Here is an 18,969-nt window from a genome sequence, read left to right as displayed (position 1 = left end):
GGAGCGGGCCTTGCCCGCGATAGGCGCGCCACACTCCCGAACTGCACTTATGCCATCAACACCCGAGCCAGGGTCGCCTTCGCCAGGCCCATGCCGTCATGCAGCGCCTGCTCGATTTGCGCCATGGTAATCACCGCCGTGGACTTGCCCGCCGCCGGGTTGACCACCAGGGCCAGGCACGCATAGTCCAGGCCCAGCTCACGGGCCAGGGCCGCTTCCGGCATGCCAGTCATGCCCACGATGTCGCAACCGTCACGCTCCAGGCGCGCAATCTCGGCCACGGTTTCCAGGCGCGGCCCTTGGGTGCAGGCATACACGCCATGGCTGCTGTAGGCGCAACCTTGAGCGGCCAGCGCCGCGATCAGACGCTCGCGCAGCGGCTCGCTGTAGGGGTAGCTGAAATCGATGTGGGTCACGTATTCCAGGTCATCGGCAAAGTAGGTGTGCTCGCGGCCGCTGGTGTAGTCGATCACTTGGTGCGGCACACAGAAATGCCCGGTGCCCATGGCCGCGTGAATCCCACCGACCGCATTGACCGCCAGGATCGCCTCGGCCCCGGCTTGCTTCAACGCCCACAGGTTGGCGCGGTAGTTGACCTGATGGGGCGCAACACGATGCGGATGGCCGTGACGTGCGAGGAACAGCACCTCGCGCCCAGCGTATTCGCCCACCTGGATCTCGGCCGACGGCGCGCCGTAGGGCGTATCCAGCGGCAACGACTGGCGGATGTTCAAACCTTCGAGCTGAGTCAGCCCGGTGCCGCCGATAATCGCGTAAACCGTCATTGCAAGTTTCCTTTAATCAATCAATTGAGCGTCTTTGAGGGCGCCAATGGCTGCGAGCCAGCGCGGGTCCTGGCGGTACTCGGTGCCGGCGAAACCCTGGCCGCGCATCCGCGCGATACGCGGGCTGGGCGTGATCTTCAGGCGCTGGGCCGCGCACAAGGCCAACTCGGCCGCCGCCCGGTCATTGCATACCAGGCCCATGTCGCAACCGGCAGATAGGGCGGCCTCGATCCGACTGGCCGCATCGCCCACCACATGGGCACCGGCCATCGACAGGTCATCGCTGAAAATCACCCCATCAAATTGCAACTCGCCCCGCAGGATGTCCTGCAACCAGCGGCGCGAGAACCCGGCAGGCTGGCTGTCTACCTGGGGGTAGATCACGTGGGCCGGCATCACGGCGGCCAGTTGCTGGCTCAAACGGGCGAACGGCACCAGGTCATTGGCGCGGATCTCCTCGAGGCTGCGCTCATCGACGGGAATCGCCACGTGGGAATCAGCCTCCGCCCAGCCGTGGCCGGGAAAATGCTTGCCCGTGGCCGCCATGCCGGCGCTGTTCATGCCGCGAATGAAGGCCCCGGCCAGCAGCGCGGTACGCTGCGGGTCGCCCTCGAACGAACGGCTCCCCACCACTGCGCTGCGTTGGTAATCGAGGTCGAGCACCGGGGCGAAGCTCAAATCCAGGCCAACAGCCAGCACTTCAGTGGCCATGATCCAACCACAGTGCTCGGCTAACACCTCGGCGTTGGGATTGTCGGCAATTGCCCGCATCGCCGGCAGGCGCACAAAACCCTGACGCAGGCGCTGGACGCGGCCGCCTTCCTGGTCCACTGCCAGCAGCAGGTCCGGGCGTACGGCGCGAATCGAGGCACTGAGTTCGCGCACCTGGCGTGGGTGCTCAATGTTGCGCGCAAAAATAATCAGGCCGCCCACCTCGGGCTGGCGCAACAGGTGACGGTCTTCGGAGGTCAGCCAGGTACCGGCCACATCCACCATCAGGGAGCCTTGCAGGGCACCGGTCATAGCGATTCCTTTATTACGGGCACACGACTGCGCCGCCAGGAGCGAAGCTCGGCGGGCGCGGGTCGGTGCAGGGTAAGGAGAGAGTCTGGAACGGGAGTCGACATGGGCGGCAAGCTTAGCGGATGTCAGCCGCCGCGCCCACCCACCGGCCACTAAACCTTGGCAGGCGCCGGCGTGGACTTGACCCGCGGCCGCAACTGGGCGCTGGCCATGGTGTCGTCAGTGACCCCGGTTTCGGCGCGCATGCCAGCCGCGAGGAATGGCACCATCAGGCGCATTACCTGCTCAATCGAGGTATTGACGCCAAAATCGGTCTCGGCAATGGCGCGCAAGGCCTTGATGCCGGACATACTGAACGCCGCAGCACCGAGCATGAAGTGCACGCGCCAGAATAACTCGATCGGCGGGATCCGCGGCGCGGCCTCATTGACGAGCATCATGTAGCGGCGGAACACCTTGCCGTACATGTCCTCCAGGTAACGCCGCAGGTGGCCCTGGCTCTGGCTGAAGGCCAAGCCAAGCAAACGCATGAAGATAGACAGGTCATTGCCGCTGCGCGGTTGCACCACGAGAGCCTGTTCGACAAGGATTTCCAGCAGTTCTTCCAGGCTTGGCTTGCTGTCAGGCTTGGCCTGGCGGCGTTCCAGTTCCCGGTCCAGGCTGATGCAAAAAGGCCCCAGGAAGCGCGAGAACACTGCCTGGATCAGCGCCTTTTTCGAGCCGAAATGATAATTCACCGCCGCCAGGTTGACCCCGGCCTTGCTGGTGATAAGGCGCAATGAAGTTTCAGCGAACCCTTTTTCCGCGAACAACTGCTCGGCAGCATCAAGAATGCGTTCAACGGTTTCCGACTGGGCCATGGTTACTCTACCTGACAAACACTTGTTTGAAACATACGTTTCAGCTTATGTCTTGTCAAGCCTGCCTGTCCGTTTTCCGGCCGACCAGTCACCTATTTAATCACACAAGGAAAACCCTGTAGGACCTCGCTACGACAACCCTAGCGTGCGCCCTTATTCAACCGTTCGGCGGGCGCCGGAAAAAGGAGGATTGCCAAGACGCCTTCACTGTATATAATCCCAGTCACTGTATAAAAAGACAGAGCGATCGACATGATAAAACTGACGCCACGCCAAGCCGAGATCCTGGCCTTTATCAAAGACTGCCTCAAAGAAAACGGTTTCCCCCCTACCCGGGCGGAAATCGCGCAGAAACTGGAATTCAAGTCCCCCAATGCCGCCGAAGAACACCTCAAGGCCCTGGCACGCAAGGGCGCTATCGAAATGACCCCGGGCGCTTCACGGGGTATCCGTATCCCTGGTTTCGAAGCCGAAACCGACGAGTCGAGCCTGCCGATCATCGGTCGTGTTGCCGCTGGCGCGCCGATCCTGGCTCAGCAGCACATCGAAGAGTCCTGCAACATCAACCCAACCTTCTTCCACCCTCGCGCCGACTACCTGCTGCGGGTACACGGCATGAGCATGAAGGACGTCGGCATCCTCGATGGCGACCTGCTGGCGGTACACACCACCCGTGAAGCTCGTAATGGCCAGATTGTCGTCGCCCGCCTGGGCGACGAAGTGACGGTCAAGCGGTTCAAGCGTGAAGGCAGCAAAGTCTGGCTAATTGCTGAGAACCCCGAGTTCGCCCCTATCGAAGTCAACCTGAAAGATCAGGAACTGGTGATCGAAGGTCTGAGTGTCGGCGTCATTCGCCGCTAAAGGAGGCTTTATGCAGTTCCCCTATACCTCACAGCAAGCTCAACTGCCGTTGTTCGAAGCCTTCATGGCGCAAGCGCCCATCCTCAAAGACGTGGTCGAATCGCCCTGGAGCGCCGAGCCCGAAGTCTTTAGCGAGCTGTCGCTGCGTGGAGCAGCCGGGAACTGCCTGAACCTACTGGCGCCGATCCTCAGGCAACTGAGCCAGGATCAGGACGCTCGCTGGCTGACCCTGATCGCCCCACCCGCCAGCCTGACCCAGGCCTGGCTGCGCGATGCTGGCCTTAACCGCGAACGCATCCTGCTACTGCAACCGCGCGGTATGCAAAGCGCCCAGCAATTGACGTGCGAGGCCCTGCGCCTGGGCCGTAGCCACACCGTCGTCAGTTGGCTCAACCCGCTGCCATCGAGCATGCGCCAGCAACTTATCAGTGCCGCCCGCACCGGGGATGCACAAAGCCTGAACATTCGCCTGGGTTGATAACGAGGCCTCTCACGAATGGAGAAGCCGGGGTGACGCAACAGAAGCGAAACCGACCAACGGACTCAGTGCAGCACCCGCGGCCCGCTTTCCTTCTCCAGCTCACCTTCAGCGAGACGGCCTGCCATCTGCACGCCAACACTCAACATCGCCTTGGCTACTTCGACATGTTGGCCTTGCAGAAACACCTTGGCATCTTCAGAAAAATCCAAAGTCACCAGAGAACCCTCGTCCTCAGCCCGGCGCAGCTCTATACGGCCGTCAGGCAACTCAACAATTTCCAGAAAGGACGTTGGCATAAAAATTTGCTCTCCACGAAAGGCCGGCATTGTATCAGCCATAGGCCCGGATGCGCTTGGTGTTGCGACTAATGCATGAGCGACTGGTCTGTTTCCCCAGTCAGGCAAAACCCTGGCTTGGCTCTAACTCGCTTAGCACTCGTTAAGCCCGTCGCGAAAGCGAATAGCCAGGCTTTTAAGGTGTTGCCGCCAGCTCTCCAGTTCTTCACGGCTCAATTCTTCAGGCCCTAGCTCTTCATCGAGATTAACCGCGACGATCAACGGCTGAGTGACGTCGCCCTTGGGCTTATGCGGCGCCCGGGGCGGCTGGAACAACGCGGCATGAGCCGCCAACAACTTCGCCAGCCAGGTTTCGGGGTTGTTGGCCAACTCCACCATTTCTGCCATTTCCGGAATAGCCACCGCCTCTAGCACCTCTCGGGTCAGCAACAACTCCGCCCGCGGGGAATTGGCTTGAGGCAAACGGTAGAAACCGGCAATTTCATGGCACAACCCCAGTAAGGCCCCGTATAGGTGAAACAACGCGGACTCGCGACCTGCCTGGATCAGCGCCAGGGAGTTCATCGCCCGCCCCTCTTCAGCCCGGGCCAGCGCCTCTAGCGACAGCCCGGCGAAGTATATTTTCTGATTGGTACGGGTATAGAGCTCAAAGGCCATGACGGCACTCTCCACAGCGAAATAGGGCGTAGTACTGGCTTAACAGTGTCACGGATCAGTCACAGCCGCCGCAAGCCAAAAAAAACCGCAGGCCAACCCGAGGGTTCGCATGCGGCTTTCTGCTACCAGGACGAATCAGGCAGAGGCGCACCGACAGAGAGGTCAGCCGCCCGCCTTCGTCACGCGCCCTGGCGCTTGTCTTCAACCTTCCATTTTCCACCTTCGTAGAACGCGCGCCAGCCTGTCGGCTTGCCATCCACTTCGGTCTGCACGTACTGCTCCTTAGTCTTGCGGCTGTAGCGAATGACGGCCGGACGACCGTCCGGGTCCTTCTGTGGGGCCGCGCAGAGGAAGTGGTACTTCGGATCGATCTCGTCCTTGTGCGGCACGATTTCCATCACCAGCGGTGCACGGGTTTCGCGGTTTTTCGGGAACTGGCTGGCCGCCAGGAACAAGCCAGACGCGCCGTCACGCAAGATGTAGGTGTCGTTAACCTTCTCGCACTTGAGCTCCGGCATTTTCACCGGGTCCATCTTCGGCGGTGCCGCTTCGCCGCTTTTCAGCAGTTTACGGGTGTTCTTGCATGCGGCATTGGTGCAACCGAAGAACTTGCCGAAACGGCCAGTCTTGAGCTGCATCTCGCTGCCGCACTTGTCGCACTCCAGGCTGGGGCCTTCATAACCCTTGATCCGATAGGTGCCTTCTTCGATCTCATAGCCATTGCAATCGGGGTTGTTACCGCAGATATGCAGCTTGCGCTTTTCATCCAGCAGGTACGCATCCATCGCGGTGCTGCAGATCGGGCAGCGGTGCTTGCCGCGCAGCACCAGGGATTCAGACTCGCCCTCGTCGTCGGCAGCGATTTCGTCGCCCGGCACCAGGTTGACCGTGGCCTTGCAGCGCTCTTTCGGCGGCAGGCTGTAGCCTGAGCAACCCAGGAACACCCCGGTGGACGCGGTGCGGATCTGCATCGGCCGCCCGCAAGTGGTGCATGGGATGTCGGTCATGACCGGCTGGTTGGCGCGCATGCCGTTTTCCGGGCTTTCCGCGACTTCGAGTTTTTTCTTGAAGTCGCCGTAGAACTCGTCAAGCACGCTTTTCCAGTCCCGCTCGCCCTGAGCCACGTCGTCGAGGTTCTCTTCCATGCCGGCGGTGAAGCCGTAGTCCATCAGGTTGGAGAAACTCTCGGACAAGCGCTCGGTAACGATGTCACCCATCTTCTCCGAATAGAAACGGCGATTGTGCAGCGCCACGTAGCCGCGATCCTGGATGGTGGAAATGATCGCCGCATAGGTCGACGGGCGGCCGATACCGCGCTTTTCCATCTCCTTGACCAGGCTCGCTTCCGAGTAACGTGCCGGTGGCTTGGTGAAGTGCTGGCTCGGGTCGAGCTTGATGAGCTTGAGCACATCGCCCTGAGCCATATCCGGTAGCACGTCGTCGTCGCCTGGCTTGGCCATTTGCGGCATCACGCGGGTGTAGCCGTCAAACTTGAGGATGCGGCCCTTGGCACGCAGCTCGAAGCCGCTGGCGGCGACGCTGACAGTGGTGGACAAATATTTGGCCGGCAGCATCTGGCAGGCGACGAACTGGCGCCAGATCAGCTCGTAGAGGCGTTCAGCGTCACGTTCCATGCCCGACAGCTTGCTCGGGTCGGTGTTGACGTCCGAAGGGCGAATCGCTTCGTGAGCCTCCTGGGCGCCTTCCTTGCTGCTGTAGACGTTCGGGGTTTCCGGCAGGTATTTGCCGCCGAATTCTCCTTCGATGTAAGTACGCGCCATCGCCACGGCATCGGCCGAGAGGTTGGTCGAGTCGGTACGCATATAAGTGATGTAGCCGGCCTCGTACAAGCGCTGTGCCATCATCATGGTCTTCTTCACGCCAAAGCCCAGGCGATTACTCGCGGCCTGCTGCAGCGTGGAGGTGATGAACGGTGCCGACGGCTTGCTGCTGGTCGGCTTGTCTTCACGTTTGGCGATGGTGTAGGCCGAAGACTTGAGTTTCTCCAGCGCGGCCATGGCCTGGGCTTCGTTCAGCGGTTTGAAGGCTTCGCCGTTCTCGCGGGCCACTTCGAAGCGCACGCTGGCGCCCTTGGCAGTGCCGAGGTCGGCGTGGACCTCCCAGTATTCTTCGGGAATGAACGCACGGATCTCACGCTCACGCTCGACCACCAGCTTCACCGCAACCGATTGCACCCGGCCAGCCGACAGGCCACGGGCGATCTTGGCCCACAGCAGTGGCGAAACCATGTAGCCCACCACACGGTCGAGGAACCGCCGCGCCTGCTGGGCGTTGACGCGGTCGATGTCCAGCTCGCCCGGCTTGGAGAAGGCTTCCTGGATGGCTTTCTTGGTGATTTCGTTGAACACCACACGCTTGTAGCGGCTGTCGTCGCCACCGATGGCTTCGCGCAGGTGCCAGGCAATGGCTTCCCCCTCGCGGTCCAAGTCCGTCGCGAGATAGATGGTGTCAGCATCCTTGGCGAGCCGGCGCAGCTCTTCGATGACCTTCTCTTTGCCCGGAAGGATCTCGTACTGGGCTTTCCAGCCGTGTTCGGGGTCCACACCCATGCGCGAGACAAGCTGCTTGCGCGCCTTCTCCTTGGGCGAGAGCGCGGGCGCCTCACCGGCGGCGGCCTTGCCACGCTTGGCAGCAGGCTCTTTGCTGGCGCTAGCCGAACCGCTGGTGGGCAGGTCTCGGATATGGCCGATACTCGACTTCACCACGTATTGGTTGCCCAGATACTTGTTGATGGTCTTGGCCTTAGCCGGGGATTCCACAATGACCAGCGATTTGCCCATGGATCAGAAAATTCCTGAATTCTAGAAGTGAAAGGCGGTTGGCGCCTGACGCGGCACCGCTATATATAGTGGCAACAAGGTGAGGTCAAGCGCAGGGTTTTGCCCGCACCGCCCTCAAGCCTGTGAAAAAAGGCTGGGTTCGGCCTGAATCAAAGCAAAGCGCGGGACCTGTTCGCCGTCAACTTCGACCGACTCCAGGAACATGCTCAAGGGGCGCACCCAAAAGCCGCAATCGCCATACAGCGCTTGGTAGAAGACCACTTCTTCTTCAGTCTCGGAGTGCCGCGCCACGTTGAAAACGCGGTACTGCGGACCTTTGTAATGCTGATAGAGCCCAGGTTGGACAGACATGCTTCGGCCCTCACGCAAACGATCAAAAATAAAAAGTAAAAAAACGACTAAAAACAAAAAACCGGGGCACATGGCCCCGGCTTCCGTAACCGATCGCTTAAACGCGTTCGAACACGGTGGAGATGCCCTGACCGAGGCCAATGCACATGGTCGCCACCCCGAAGGTGCCACCATTTTGCTTCATCACATTGAGCAACGTGCCGGAGATACGCGCACCGGAGCAGCCGAATGGGTGGCCCAGGGCGATCGCGCCGCCGTGCAGGTTAACCTTCTCGTTCATCTTGTCGAGCACTTTCAGATCCTTGAGCACGGGCAGGGCCTGTGCCGCGAAGGCTTCGTTGAGCTCGAAGAAGTCGATATCGTTGATGCCAAGGCCGGCGCGCTTAAGGGCTTTCTGCGTTGCCGGAACTGGACCATAGCCCATGATCGCCGGGTCCACACCTGCTACGGCCATGGAACGGATCACCGCCAGAGGCTGGATCCCCAGGTCCTGGGCACGCTGGGCCGACATCACGATCATGCACGAGGCACCATCGGTGATCTGCGAGGAAGTACCGGCCGTCACGGTGCCGCCCTTTGGATTGAAGGCCGGCTTGAGGGCCGCCAGGCTTTCCAGGGTGGTTTCGGGACGGATGGTTTCGTCGTAGTCGAACAGTTTCAGGAAACCGTTTTCGTCGTAACCCTGCATCGGGATGATTTCATCCTTGAACTTGCCTTCCACCGTGGCCTTGTGGGCCAACTGGTGGGAGCGCACGCCGAAGGCGTCCTGGGCTTCACGAGTGATGCCGTGCATCTTGCCGAGCATTTCCGCGGTCAGGCCCATCATGCCCGAGGCTTTCGCCGCGTACAGGGACATGTGCGGGTTCGGGTCGACACCGTGCATCATACTGACGTGGCCCATGTGCTCCACGCCACCGACCACAAACACATCACCGTTGCCGGTCATGATCGCTTGCGCCGCGGTATGCAGGGCACTCATCGACGAACCGCAGAGGCGGCTGACGGTCTGGCCGGCCGCCGTGTGCGGGATCTGGGTCATCAGCGACGCCATGCGCGCGATGTTCCAGCCTTGCTCCAGGGTCTGGTTGACGCAGCCCCAGATCACGTCTTCGACTTCGTTCGGGTCGACCTTGACGTTGCGTTCCAGCAGCTTGCTAATCAGGTGCGCCGACATGTCTTCGGCACGGGTGTTGCGGTGCATGCCGCCCTTGGAGCGGCCCATCGGAGTGCGACCGAAGTCAACAATCACGACGTCTCTTGGATTCAAGCTCATAAATATTCTCGCTCTAGTCGTTGGGCGCTTAACCGAAGAAGCTTTGGCCGTTTTTGGCCATCTCGCGCAGCTTCGCAGTCGGGTGGTACAGCGCGCCCAGATCAGCGTACTGGTCAGCCAGGGCGACGAAGGCCGCTACACCCATCGAATCGATGTAACGCAACGCACCGCCACGGAACGGAGGGAAACCAATGCCGTAGACCAAGCCCATGTCGGCTTCGGCAGCGGTTTCGACGATGCCGTCTTCCAGGCAACGCACGGTTTCCATGCACAGCGGGATCATCATCCAGTTGATGATGTCTTCGTCGCTCACTTCACGCTGTTCGTAAACGATTGGCTTGAGCACTTCCAGCACCGACGGGTCGGCGACTTTCTTCTGCTTGCCCTTCTTGTCGGTCTCGTAGGCGTAGAAGCCCTTGCCATTCTTCTGGCCCAGGCGCTTGGCTTCGTAGAGCACGTCGATGGCCGAGCGACGGTCATCTTTCATGCGGTCCGGGAAGCCTTCGGCCATAACATCACGGCCGTGGTGGCCGGTGTCGATGCCGACCACGTCCATCAGGTAGGCAGGGCCCATCGGCCAGCCGAATTTTTCCATGACCTTGTCGATGCGCACAAAGTCCACGCCAGCGCTGACCAACTTGGCGAAACCGCCAAAGTACGGGAACAGCACGCGGTTGACCAAGAACCCAGGGCAGTCGTTGACCACAATCGGGTTCTTGCCCATTTTCTTGGCATAGGCAACGGTAGTGGCCACGGCCAGCTCGCTGGACTTCTCGCCACGGATCACTTCCACCAGCGGCATCATGTGCACCGGGTTGAAGAAGTGCATGCCGACGAAATTTTCAGGACGCTTGAGGGCCTTGGCCAGCAGGCTGATGGAAATGGTCGAGGTGTTGGACGCCAGGATGGTGTCTTCCTTGACCTTGTCTTCCACTTCAGCCAGCACGGCTTGCTTGACTTTAGGGTTCTCGACCACTGCCTCGACCACCAGGTCGACGTGGCCGAAATCACCGTAGGACAGGGTCGGACGAATGCCGTTGAGCACTTCGGCCATTTTCGCGGCAGTCATGCGGCCTTTGTCTACGCGGCCAACCAGCAGCTTGGCGGCTTCGGCCAGACCCTGCTCGATACCGTGCTCGTTAATGTCCTTCATCAGGATCGGCGTGCCTTTGGACGCCGACTGATAGGCGATGCCGCCGCCCATGATGCCGGCGCCGAGAACGGCAGCCTGCTTCACGTCGCGGGCAATTTCGTCATAGGCCTTGGCTTTTTTCTTCAGTTCCTGATCGTTCAGGAACAGGCCGATCAGGCTCTGCGCGGCAGAGGTCTTGGCCAGCTTGACGAAGCCTGCGGCTTCAACTTCCAGGGCTTTGTCGCGACCGAAGTTCGCGGCTTTCTGGATGGTCTTGATCGCTTCGACCGGCGCCGGGTAGTTCGGGCCAGCCTGGCCGGCCACGAAGCCCTTGGCGGTCTCGAACGACATCATTTGTTCGATGGCGTTGAGCTTGAGCTTTTCCAGTTTTGGCTGGCGCTTGGCCTTGTAGTCGAACTGGCCCGAGATGGCGCCCTTGACCAGGTTCAGTGCGGCTTCCTGGAGCTTGTCCAGGGCCACGACTGCATCGACGGCACCGACTTTCAGGGCGTCTTCGGCACGGTTTTCCTTGCCAGCGGCAATCCACTCGATAGCGTTGTCGGCACCGATGATGCGCGGCAGGCGCACAGTACCGCCGAAGCCTGGGTAAATGCCCAGTTTGACTTCCGGCAGGCCGATTTTCGCGCTGCTGGCCATGACGCGGTAATCCGCCGCCAGGCACATTTCCAGACCACCACCCAGGGCGATGCCGTTGATCGCGGCAACGGTCGGAACATTCAGGTCTTCGAAGTCGCTGAAAATTTTGTTGGCTTCGAGGTTGCCTGCAACCAGCTCTGCATCCGGCAGCTTGAAGTTGTCGACGAATTCGGTGATGTCGGCGCCGACGATGAACACGTCCTTGCCGCTGGTGACGATGACACCCTTGACCGAAGCGTCTGCCTTGATGGTGTCTACTGCCTGACGCAGTTCGTTCAGGGTTAGACGGTTGAACTTGTTGACGGACTCACCCTTGAGGTCGAATTTCAATTCGACGATGCCACTCTCAAGAGCTTTAACCGTGATGGCTTTACCTTCGTAAATCATCAACTGATCTCCACGATATGGAAGCTGAACAGTACACGTCGGAAGCTAACTTCTGGCTCGGCACTGACGTCACCGTCGATGCTACGCCAATCCGCCAGGCACACCCGCCAACGCGATAGTCGGGTTTCGTAGGAACGCTCTGTAATACAAACGCTCAATTCATACGCCCGTTTGATTTGGGTACGCCACCTTCAAGGAATTTCGAACAATTGTCAATCGCCCAAAACACGGGCTAGAACGCGACTTTACGGTCATTTCGCCAGCACGCAGGGATGCCCGCCCTGCGGCATATGCCGGAACATTCATAGAGTCAATAATTAGAAAAGTCGCCCTAAACAACGCTGCACCTGACAGGCGCGGCCAAACATCGAATTCAGGCCAGGGCTTTAAGTACAGCGGCGATGGCCTGCAGGACGCTCGCCTCACCCTTCTCGCCCCAATACAGGGTAATCATCTGCTGATCTGCCTCGACCTTGTAGGCATTGGCCGGCAAGGTGCGCAAATGCACCAGCATCGCCTCGTCCTCGCACACTTCGCGCCATTGGTTGACCCACACTCCCGGCGCCGACTGCCAGTAACTCCAGCAGGGGCGCTGGGCACTGCGCCGGGGGCGATGGTACTGCGCACAGGGGTTGGGCGGCTCCGGCGACATCCAGTGCGGCCACTCCTGCGGGGCCAATTGCATGGCCAGCCCTATGCGCCGAGCCTCCATGCGCAAGGCCATGCGACCGCTCTGCTGGCGTGAAGGCCGCAGCCAGGCGAGCGGGCTGAGAATCAGCGCAAGGATTGACACCACTATCCAGACCGTCATATGTGTACTCCCGATTCTTGATGAGCGGATTTGACCTGACGCAAAGCCATCCGCTTGAAACCAGCCATACTTCCCTTCTATCGCAAGCCTTTGGAGGTCTCCCCCATGCACTATGAACACATTCTGGTCGCCGTCGACCTCACCGAAGAATGCGACCCGGTCATTAAGCGCGCCCGCGAACTGGCAGTCAGTGGTAGCGCCAAGCTGTCACTGGTGCACATCGTCGAACCCATGGCCATGGCCTTCGGCGGCGACGTACCGATGGACCTTTCCCAATTGCAGCAACAGCAGTTCGACCAGGCCAAGGAGCGCCTGGATCGCCTGATGGCCAAGTACCCGGAGCTGTCCAAGGAAAACAGCCACCTGACCTACGGTCAGCCGCGCCAGGAAATCCATCATCTGGCCAAGGAACAGGGTTGCGACCTGATCGTGGTCGGCAGCCACGGCCGCCATGGCTTGGCGCTGCTGCTCGGCTCCACCGCCAATGACGTGTTGCACGGCGCGCCCTGCGACGTACTGGCGGTCAGGCTGGTAAAAAGCTGAGCCCGCGCTAGCCCATACGAAAAGCCCGGCCCCACTGAAGTGAGGCCGGGCTTTTTTGATTCAGGCAGATCGATCAGGCATCCAGCTCGGCCCAACGCTCCACCAACACCTCCAACTCGGCCTGCAATTGCTCCAGATGGGCAATGACCTTGGCCGTTTCGGCGGCAGGACGCTGGTAGAAGCCCGCATCGGCCATCTCAGCTTCGAGCGCAGCAATCTGCTGCTCCTTGGCATCGATGTCCCCTGGCAGGGCTTCCAACTCGCGCTGCAACTTGTAGCTGAGCTTCTTCTTCGCCACCGGCGCTTCCTGGGCGGGCGCGGGCGCCGCTGCGGCTACCACCGCCGAGTTCAGGTCAGCCTTGCCGGATTTACTCTCGGCCACGCCCAGCAGTTTCGGCGAACCGCCCTGACGCAACCAATCCTGGTAGCCGCCCACGTATTCGCGGACCTTGCCCTCGCCTTCGAAGACCAGGGTGCTGGTAACCACGTTGTCGAGGAATGCCCGGTCGTGGCTGACCATCAGCACCGTGCCCTTGAAGGTCAACAGCACTTCTTCGAGTAGCTCCAGGGTTTCCACGTCCAGGTCGTTGGTCGGCTCGTCGAGCACCAACAGGTTCGCTGGCTTGCTGAACAGCTTGGCCAACAGCAGGCGCGCACGCTCACCGCCCGACAACGCCTTGACCGGCGTGCGGGCACGCTGCGGGCTGAACAGGAAGTCGCCCAGGTAGCTCAGGACATGGCGGCTCTGGCCGTCGATATCGATAAAATCGCGGCCTTCGGCGACGTTGTCGATCACGGTTTTTTCCAGGTCCAACTGATGGCGCAACTGGTCGAAGTAGGCGACGTCGATCCGCGTGCCCTCCTCCACCGTGCCCGCAGTGGGCTTGAGGCCGTTGAGCATCAGCTTGAGCAGGGTGGTCTTGCCGGTACCGTTGGCGCCCAGCAGGCCAATGCGGTCGCCGCGCTGCAGCACCATGGAGAAATCCTTGATGAGCTGCGGCCCACCCGGGCGGGCGAAGCTGACGTTCTCCAGCACCATCACCTGCTTGCCCGACTTGTCAGCGGTGTCGAGCTGCAGATTGGCCTTGCCGGTGCGCTCGCGGCGTTCGCTGCGCTCCACGCGCAGGGCCTTGAGGGCACGCACGCGGCCTTCATTACGGGTGCGGCGCGCCTTGATGCCTTGGCGGATCCACACTTCTTCCTGGGCCAGCTTCTTGTCGAAGAGCGCATTGGCGGTTTCTTCGGCGGCCAGGGTCGCCTCTTTGTGTACGAGGAAACTGGCGTAGTCGCCGTTCCAGTCGATCAGGCCACCGCGGTCCAGTTCGAGGATGCGGGTGGCCAGGTTTTGCAGGAAGGAACGGTCGTGGGTGATGAACAGCACCGCGCCCTGGAAATCCTTCAACGCTTCCTCAAGCCAGGCAATGGCACCGATGTCCAAGTGGTTCGTCGGTTCGTCGAGCAGCAACAGGTCGGGCTCGGACACCAGCGCCTGGGCCAGCAGCACGCGCCGGCGCCAGCCACCGGACAACTCGGCCAGGGTCTTGTCCGCCGGCAATTGCAGGCGGCTCAGGGTGCTATCGACCAATTGCTGCAAGCGCCAGCCGTCGCGGGCTTCGAGGTCGTGCTGGACGTGCATCAGTTTGTCCAGGTCGGCGTCGGTGACGATGTTCTGGCTCAGGTGGTGGTACTGGGCGAGCAGCTCGCCGACACCGTCCAGGCCCTGGGCCACTACGTCGAACACGGTCCGGTCGTCGGCCACCGGCAATTCCTGCGGCAATTCACCGATTTTCAAGCCCGGGGCACGCCACACGGAGCCGTCATCGGGCTTCTGGTCACCTTTGACCAGTTTCATCATGCTGGACTTGCCTGTGCCGTTGCGGCCGATGATGCACACCCGCTCACCACGGGCGATCTGCCAGGACACCTTGTCCAACAACGGCATAGCGCCGAAAGCAAGGGACACATCGCTGAATTTGAGCAGGGTCATGTTCTTCTCCAAAAACCGGGGCCGCATTCTACCTGACTTGCGCCCTCAGAAGGCCGGCAATTTCGTTGCCGGCGCACTGTGCCCGACAAATGTCGCGAACTGAGACCGACAGGCCGGCAAAGCTTTCGCCGCTTGCTGGCAAAAGGCTAAGCTACAGGCAATCAGTGCTGGCAACCTCGGCACTCGCCACGTTTTCTCTGTTCGGACGTCTCATGCGCAGTCGCCTTGTCAACTTTTTATCTTGTCTGCTTCTTTCTGCCACCGCCGCTCACACCGCCCAGGCAGCGGACCTGTCCCAACAACGCCAGTATTACGACGAAGCCAAACGCGCCCTGGCCAAGGGCGATTCAGGCCCCTACTTTCGCTACAGCCAGGCCCTGAGCGATTACCCGCTGACGCCCTACCTGGCCTACGACGAACTGACCGCGCGCTTGAAAACCGCAAGCAACGCCGAAATCGAGAAATTCCTCGCCGAACATGGCGACCTGCCCCAGGCCAACTGGATGAAACTACGCTGGTTGCGCTGGCTGGCCGACCGGGGCGATTGGCAACCCTTCATCAAGTACTACGACCCCAAGCTCAATTTCACCGAGCTGGACTGCCTCTACGGCCAATACCAACTGAGCCACAACCTCAAAGCCCAAGGCTACGCCACCACCGAAAAACTCTGGCTCACCGGCAAAACCCAACCGGTGGCGTGCGATGCGCTGTTCGGCCAGTGGGCGGCCCAAGGCCAGCTCACCGAGCAAAAGCGCTGGCAGCGCGCCAAACTCGCGGCGGATGCACGCAACTACCCCCTGGCCAACAGCCTGGTAAAAGGCCTGACCACCCTCGCCCCGCAAGGCCGCCTGCTGGTGGATGTGGCGCAAAAGCCTGAGCTGCTGAGCCAACCGTCACGCTTCACCCCAGTGGACGAAGCCATGTCCGACGTGGTCGGCCTGGGCCTGCGCCGCCTCGCCCGCCAAGACCCGCAAAAAGCCATGGCCCTGCTCGACGGCTATGCCGCCAGCATGCATTTCTCCCGCGACGAGAAAGTCTCCATCGCCCGGGAAATCGGCCTGACCCTGGCCAAACGCTTCGATGGTCGGGCCCTGGACGTGATGACCAAGTACGACCCGGAACTGCGCGACAACACCGTGTCCGAATGGCGCCTGCGCCTACTGTTGCGCCTGGCGCGCTGGGACGACGCCTACGAGCTGACCCGCCGCCTACCCCAGGACCTGGCCACCACCAACCGCTGGCGCTACTGGCAGGCCCGCAGCCTGGAACTGGCGCAACCGCAGAACCCGCAAGTGCAGGCGCTGTACAAAAACCTCTCCCGCGAGCGCGATTTCTATGGCTTCCTGGCCGCCGACCGCGCCCAGTCGCCCTACCAGTTGAATAACAAGCCGCTGGTGCTCAGCCAGCAGTTGGTCAACAAGGTGCGCAACACCCCGGGCGTGCGCCGCGCCCTGGAATTCCACGCCCGCGGGCAAATCGTTGACGGGCGCCGCGAGTGGTACCACGTCAGCCGCCACTTCAACCGTGACGAAATGGTCGCCCAGGCCAAACTGGCCTACGACCTGAAGTGGTACTTCCCGGCCATCCGTACCATCAGCCAGGCGCAATACTGGGACGACCTGGACATCCGCTTCCCCATGGCCCACCGCGACACCCTGGTGCGCGAAGCCAAGGTGCGTGGCCTGCACTCGAGCTGGGTATTCGCCATCACGCGCCAGGAAAGTGCCTTCATGGACGACGCTCGCTCCGGCGTCGGCGCCAGCGGCCTAATGCAACTGATGCCCGGCACCGCCAAGGAAACCGCGCGCAAGTTCAACATCCCCCTCGCCTCGCCCCAGCAGGTTCTGGTGCCGGACAAGAACATCCAGTTGGGCGCTGCCTACCTGAGCCAGGTCCACAGCCAGTTCAACGGCAACCGCGTCCTCGCCTCGGCCGCCTACAACGCCGGCCCCGGCCGCGTGCGCCAATGGCTACGCGGTGCCGACCACCTGAGCTTTGACGTGTGGGTCGAGAGCATCCCATTCGACGAAACCCGCCAATATGTGCAAAACGTGCTGTCTTATTCGGTGATTTACGGGCAAAAGCTCAACTCGCCGCAACCACTGGTGGACTGGCACGAACGCTATTTCGACGATCAGTAGCGGCAGCTGCAAGCTGCAAACTTGCAGTAAAAAAACGCCTTCATTGAGAAATGCAGGCGTTTTTTTTGGGCTATCGCCCCTCCTGTTCACTGAACTGCAACGCCGCCAGGCGCGCATACAACGCATTGCTGGCGATCAATTGCTGGTGGGTGCCGATGGCGATCAGTTTGCCTTGGTCCATGACGGCGATGCGGTCGGCGTTTTTCACCGTGGCCAGGCGATGGGCGATGACCAGGGTGGTGCGGTTGTGCATCAGCCGTGGCAGGGCTTGCTGGATCAAGTGTTCGCTCTGGGCGTCGAGGGCGCTGGTGGCTTCGTCCAGCAGTAGGATCGGCGCATCCACCAACAACGCCCGGGCGATGGCCAAACGCTGGCGCTGGCCCCCAGAAAGGCCCAGGCCACCGTCACCGAGGTGGGTCTGGTAGCCGTCGGGCAGTTGCAGGATGAAATCATGGGCGTGGGCGGTACGCGCAGCGTCTTCCACCTGCTCGCGGGTGGCCAGCGGGTTGCCGTAGCGGATGTTCTCTTCGACGCTGCCAAAAAACAGCGCCGGGCTTTGCGAGACCAGGGCAAAGCAGCGCCGCACGTCCTGCGGGTCCAATTGGGTCAGGGCCTGGCCTTCGAGCAAAATCTGCCCTTGCTGCGGGTCGTAGAAGCGCAGGAGCAAATCGAACAGTGTGGACTTGCCGGCACCGGAAGGCCCCACCAGCGCCAGGGTTTCCCCAGCCCGAACGTGCAGGTCGAGGCCATCAATGGCAAAACGCTCCGGCCTTGAAGGATAGGAAAAACGCAGGCCTTGCAACGCCAACTCACCGCTGACCCGCTGCGGCAACCGGGCCTTATCAGTGCTTGGAGCCTGGATTTCGTTGGGTGATTGCAGCAGCTCGGCGATCCGTTCGGCCGCCCCCGCCGCACGCTGCAATTCGCCGATCACCTCGCTCAACGTACCGAAGGCGCTGCCGACGATCAGGCTGTAAAACACGAACGCCGCCAACTCGCCGCCGGTAATCCGCCCGGCGATCACATCCATGCCGCCGACCCAGAGCATCACGCCCACCGCGCCCAGCACCAGGACAATCACCAGGGTTATCAGCCAGGCACGCTGGACGATACGCTTGCGCGCCGTATCGAACGCCGCCTCGACGGTGCCGGCAAAGCGCTGCTCGTCCTGGGCCTGGTGGTTGTAGGCCTGTACGGTCTTGATCTGGCCCAGGGTTTCGCAGACGTAGCTGCCGACGTCGGCGATACGGTCTTGGCTCAGGCGCGACAGGCTGCGCACCCGACGGCCGAAGATCAGGATCGGCGCCAGCACCAGGGGCAAGGCCACGACCACGATGCTGGTGAGCTTGGGGTTGGTGATAAACAGCAGCACGATGCCGCCGATCACCATCAAGGCGTTGCGCAGAAACAGCGACAGCGACGAGCCGATCACCGATTGCAGCAAGGTGGTGTCAGCCGTCAGGCGCGACTGGATCTCGGAGCTGCGATTGCCCTCGTAAAAGCCTGGGTGCAAGTAAATCAAGTGGTTGAACACCTGGCGACGGATGTCCGCGACGCAGCGCTCGCCAATCCACGACACCAGGTAAAACCGCGCGAAGGTGCCCGCCGCCAGGCCTAGCACCAACAGCAGAAACAGGCCAATGGACTGGTTGAGCAGGTGCGGTGAGCGGGTCATGAACCCCTGGTCCACCAGCAGGCGAATGCCCTGGCCCATGGACAACGTGATGCCGGCCGTGACGATCAGTGCCAGCAAAGCGCCCAGGGCCTGCCAGCGATAGGGCGCGATAAAGTGAAGCGCCAGGCGCAGGGCGCGCCGTTGACGGGAAGAAAGCATAGAAGTCATCTGCAAGCACCATCGTGAAAGGGCAGCGGCGCCGAGCCCCGCTGAATCGGGTGGAACTTCCGTGAATCACAATGAGTCCG

16 protein-coding genes are annotated in these 18,969 nt (G+C 61.3%); 4 read left to right on the top strand and 12 right to left on the bottom strand.

Annotation, left to right across the window (positions count from 1 at the left end; translation table 11 throughout):
- Positions 1-47: 47 nt before the first annotated feature.
- From CKW13_RS05830 to CKW13_RS05820, 3 genes are all read right to left on the bottom strand, one after another.
- On the bottom strand, positions 48-785 hold the full coding sequence (locus CKW13_RS05830; RefSeq protein ID WP_095107642.1) for an S-methyl-5'-thioinosine phosphorylase: 738 nt from the start codon (positions 783-785) through the stop codon (positions 48-50).
- A 12-nt stretch (positions 786-797) separates the two neighbouring features.
- Complete coding sequence (gene nagZ, locus CKW13_RS05825; protein WP_176465068.1) at positions 798-1,796, bottom strand: beta-N-acetylhexosaminidase; 999 nt, start codon at positions 1,794-1,796, stop codon at positions 798-800.
- A gap of 164 nt (positions 1,797-1,960) precedes the next feature.
- On the bottom strand, positions 1,961-2,668 hold the full coding sequence (locus CKW13_RS05820; protein ID WP_095107640.1) for a TetR/AcrR family transcriptional regulator: 708 nt from the start codon (positions 2,666-2,668) through the stop codon (positions 1,961-1,963).
- A 252-nt stretch (positions 2,669-2,920) separates the two neighbouring features.
- Between CKW13_RS05820 and lexA the strand changes: the two genes are divergently transcribed.
- On the top strand, positions 2,921-3,529 hold the full coding sequence (gene lexA / locus CKW13_RS05815; protein ID WP_095107639.1) for a transcriptional repressor LexA: 609 nt from the start codon (positions 2,921-2,923) through the stop codon (positions 3,527-3,529).
- 10 nt (positions 3,530-3,539) lie between these two features.
- Positions 3,540-4,007 (top strand): SOS-induced cell division inhibitor SulA, encoded by a 468-nt coding sequence (sulA, locus tag CKW13_RS05810; protein WP_095107638.1) that lies wholly within the window; start codon positions 3,540-3,542, stop codon positions 4,005-4,007.
- Between the two features lie 65 nt (positions 4,008-4,072).
- Here sulA and CKW13_RS05805 read toward each other — a convergent pair whose 3' ends face one another.
- The 7 genes from CKW13_RS05805 to CKW13_RS05775 all read right to left on the bottom strand — a co-directional run bounded on the left by CKW13_RS05805 (position 4,073) and on the right by CKW13_RS05775 (position 12,375).
- A complete protein-coding gene (locus CKW13_RS05805; protein WP_176465056.1) occupies positions 4,073-4,306 on the bottom strand; it encodes a hypothetical protein in 234 nt (77 codons plus the stop codon).
- Positions 4,307-4,438: 132 nt separating this feature from the next.
- Complete coding sequence (locus CKW13_RS05800; protein ID WP_095107636.1) at positions 4,439-4,963, bottom strand: DUF6586 family protein; 525 nt, start codon at positions 4,961-4,963, stop codon at positions 4,439-4,441.
- Positions 4,964-5,142: 179 nt separating this feature from the next.
- On the bottom strand, positions 5,143-7,764 hold the full coding sequence (topA, locus tag CKW13_RS05795; protein WP_095107635.1) for a type I DNA topoisomerase: 2,622 nt from the start codon (positions 7,762-7,764) through the stop codon (positions 5,143-5,145).
- Positions 7,765-7,878: 114 nt separating this feature from the next.
- Entirely contained in the window at positions 7,879-8,115 is a 237-nt protein-coding gene (locus tag CKW13_RS05790) for a DUF1653 domain-containing protein (protein ID WP_095107634.1), read from the bottom strand.
- A 97-nt stretch (positions 8,116-8,212) separates the two neighbouring features.
- A complete protein-coding gene (gene fadA / locus CKW13_RS05785) occupies positions 8,213-9,388 on the bottom strand; it encodes an acetyl-CoA C-acyltransferase FadA (protein ID WP_095107633.1) in 1,176 nt (391 codons plus the stop codon).
- 28 nt (positions 9,389-9,416) lie between these two features.
- Positions 9,417-11,564, bottom strand: a complete 2,148-nt coding sequence (fadB, locus tag CKW13_RS05780; RefSeq protein ID WP_095107632.1) for a fatty acid oxidation complex subunit alpha FadB — start codon at positions 11,562-11,564, stop codon at positions 9,417-9,419.
- Between the two features lie 373 nt (positions 11,565-11,937).
- A complete protein-coding gene (locus CKW13_RS05775) occupies positions 11,938-12,375 on the bottom strand; it encodes a hypothetical protein (protein WP_095107631.1) in 438 nt (145 codons plus the stop codon).
- Between the two features lie 105 nt (positions 12,376-12,480).
- On the opposite strand from CKW13_RS05775, the gene CKW13_RS05770 reads away from it, so the two are divergent.
- Positions 12,481-12,918 (top strand): universal stress protein, encoded by a 438-nt coding sequence (locus CKW13_RS05770; RefSeq protein ID WP_095107630.1) that lies wholly within the window; start codon positions 12,481-12,483, stop codon positions 12,916-12,918.
- 73 nt (positions 12,919-12,991) lie between these two features.
- Here CKW13_RS05770 and CKW13_RS05765 read toward each other — a convergent pair whose 3' ends face one another.
- A complete protein-coding gene (locus CKW13_RS05765; RefSeq protein WP_095107629.1) occupies positions 12,992-14,905 on the bottom strand; it encodes an ATP-binding cassette domain-containing protein in 1,914 nt (637 codons plus the stop codon).
- Positions 14,906-15,117: 212 nt separating this feature from the next.
- Between CKW13_RS05765 and CKW13_RS05760 the strand changes: the two genes are divergently transcribed.
- Complete coding sequence (locus tag CKW13_RS05760) at positions 15,118-17,046, top strand: transglycosylase SLT domain-containing protein (RefSeq protein ID WP_095107628.1); 1,929 nt, start codon at positions 15,118-15,120, stop codon at positions 17,044-17,046.
- Positions 17,047-17,116: 70 nt separating this feature from the next.
- Here the strand turns inward: CKW13_RS05760 and CKW13_RS05755 are convergent, their stop codons facing one another.
- Positions 17,117-18,889, bottom strand: a complete 1,773-nt coding sequence (locus CKW13_RS05755) for an ABC transporter transmembrane domain-containing protein (protein ID WP_176465055.1) — start codon at positions 18,887-18,889, stop codon at positions 17,117-17,119.
- Positions 18,890-18,969: the final 80 nt, after the last annotated feature.

The sequence above is a fragment of the Pseudomonas sp. Irchel 3E20 genome (genome assembly GCF_900187645.1).
Taxonomy (GTDB): domain Bacteria; phylum Pseudomonadota; class Gammaproteobacteria; order Pseudomonadales; family Pseudomonadaceae; genus Aquipseudomonas.
The sequence above is the reverse complement of the archived record's forward strand: the minus strand, read 5'-3'. Positions and strand labels throughout refer to the sequence as shown.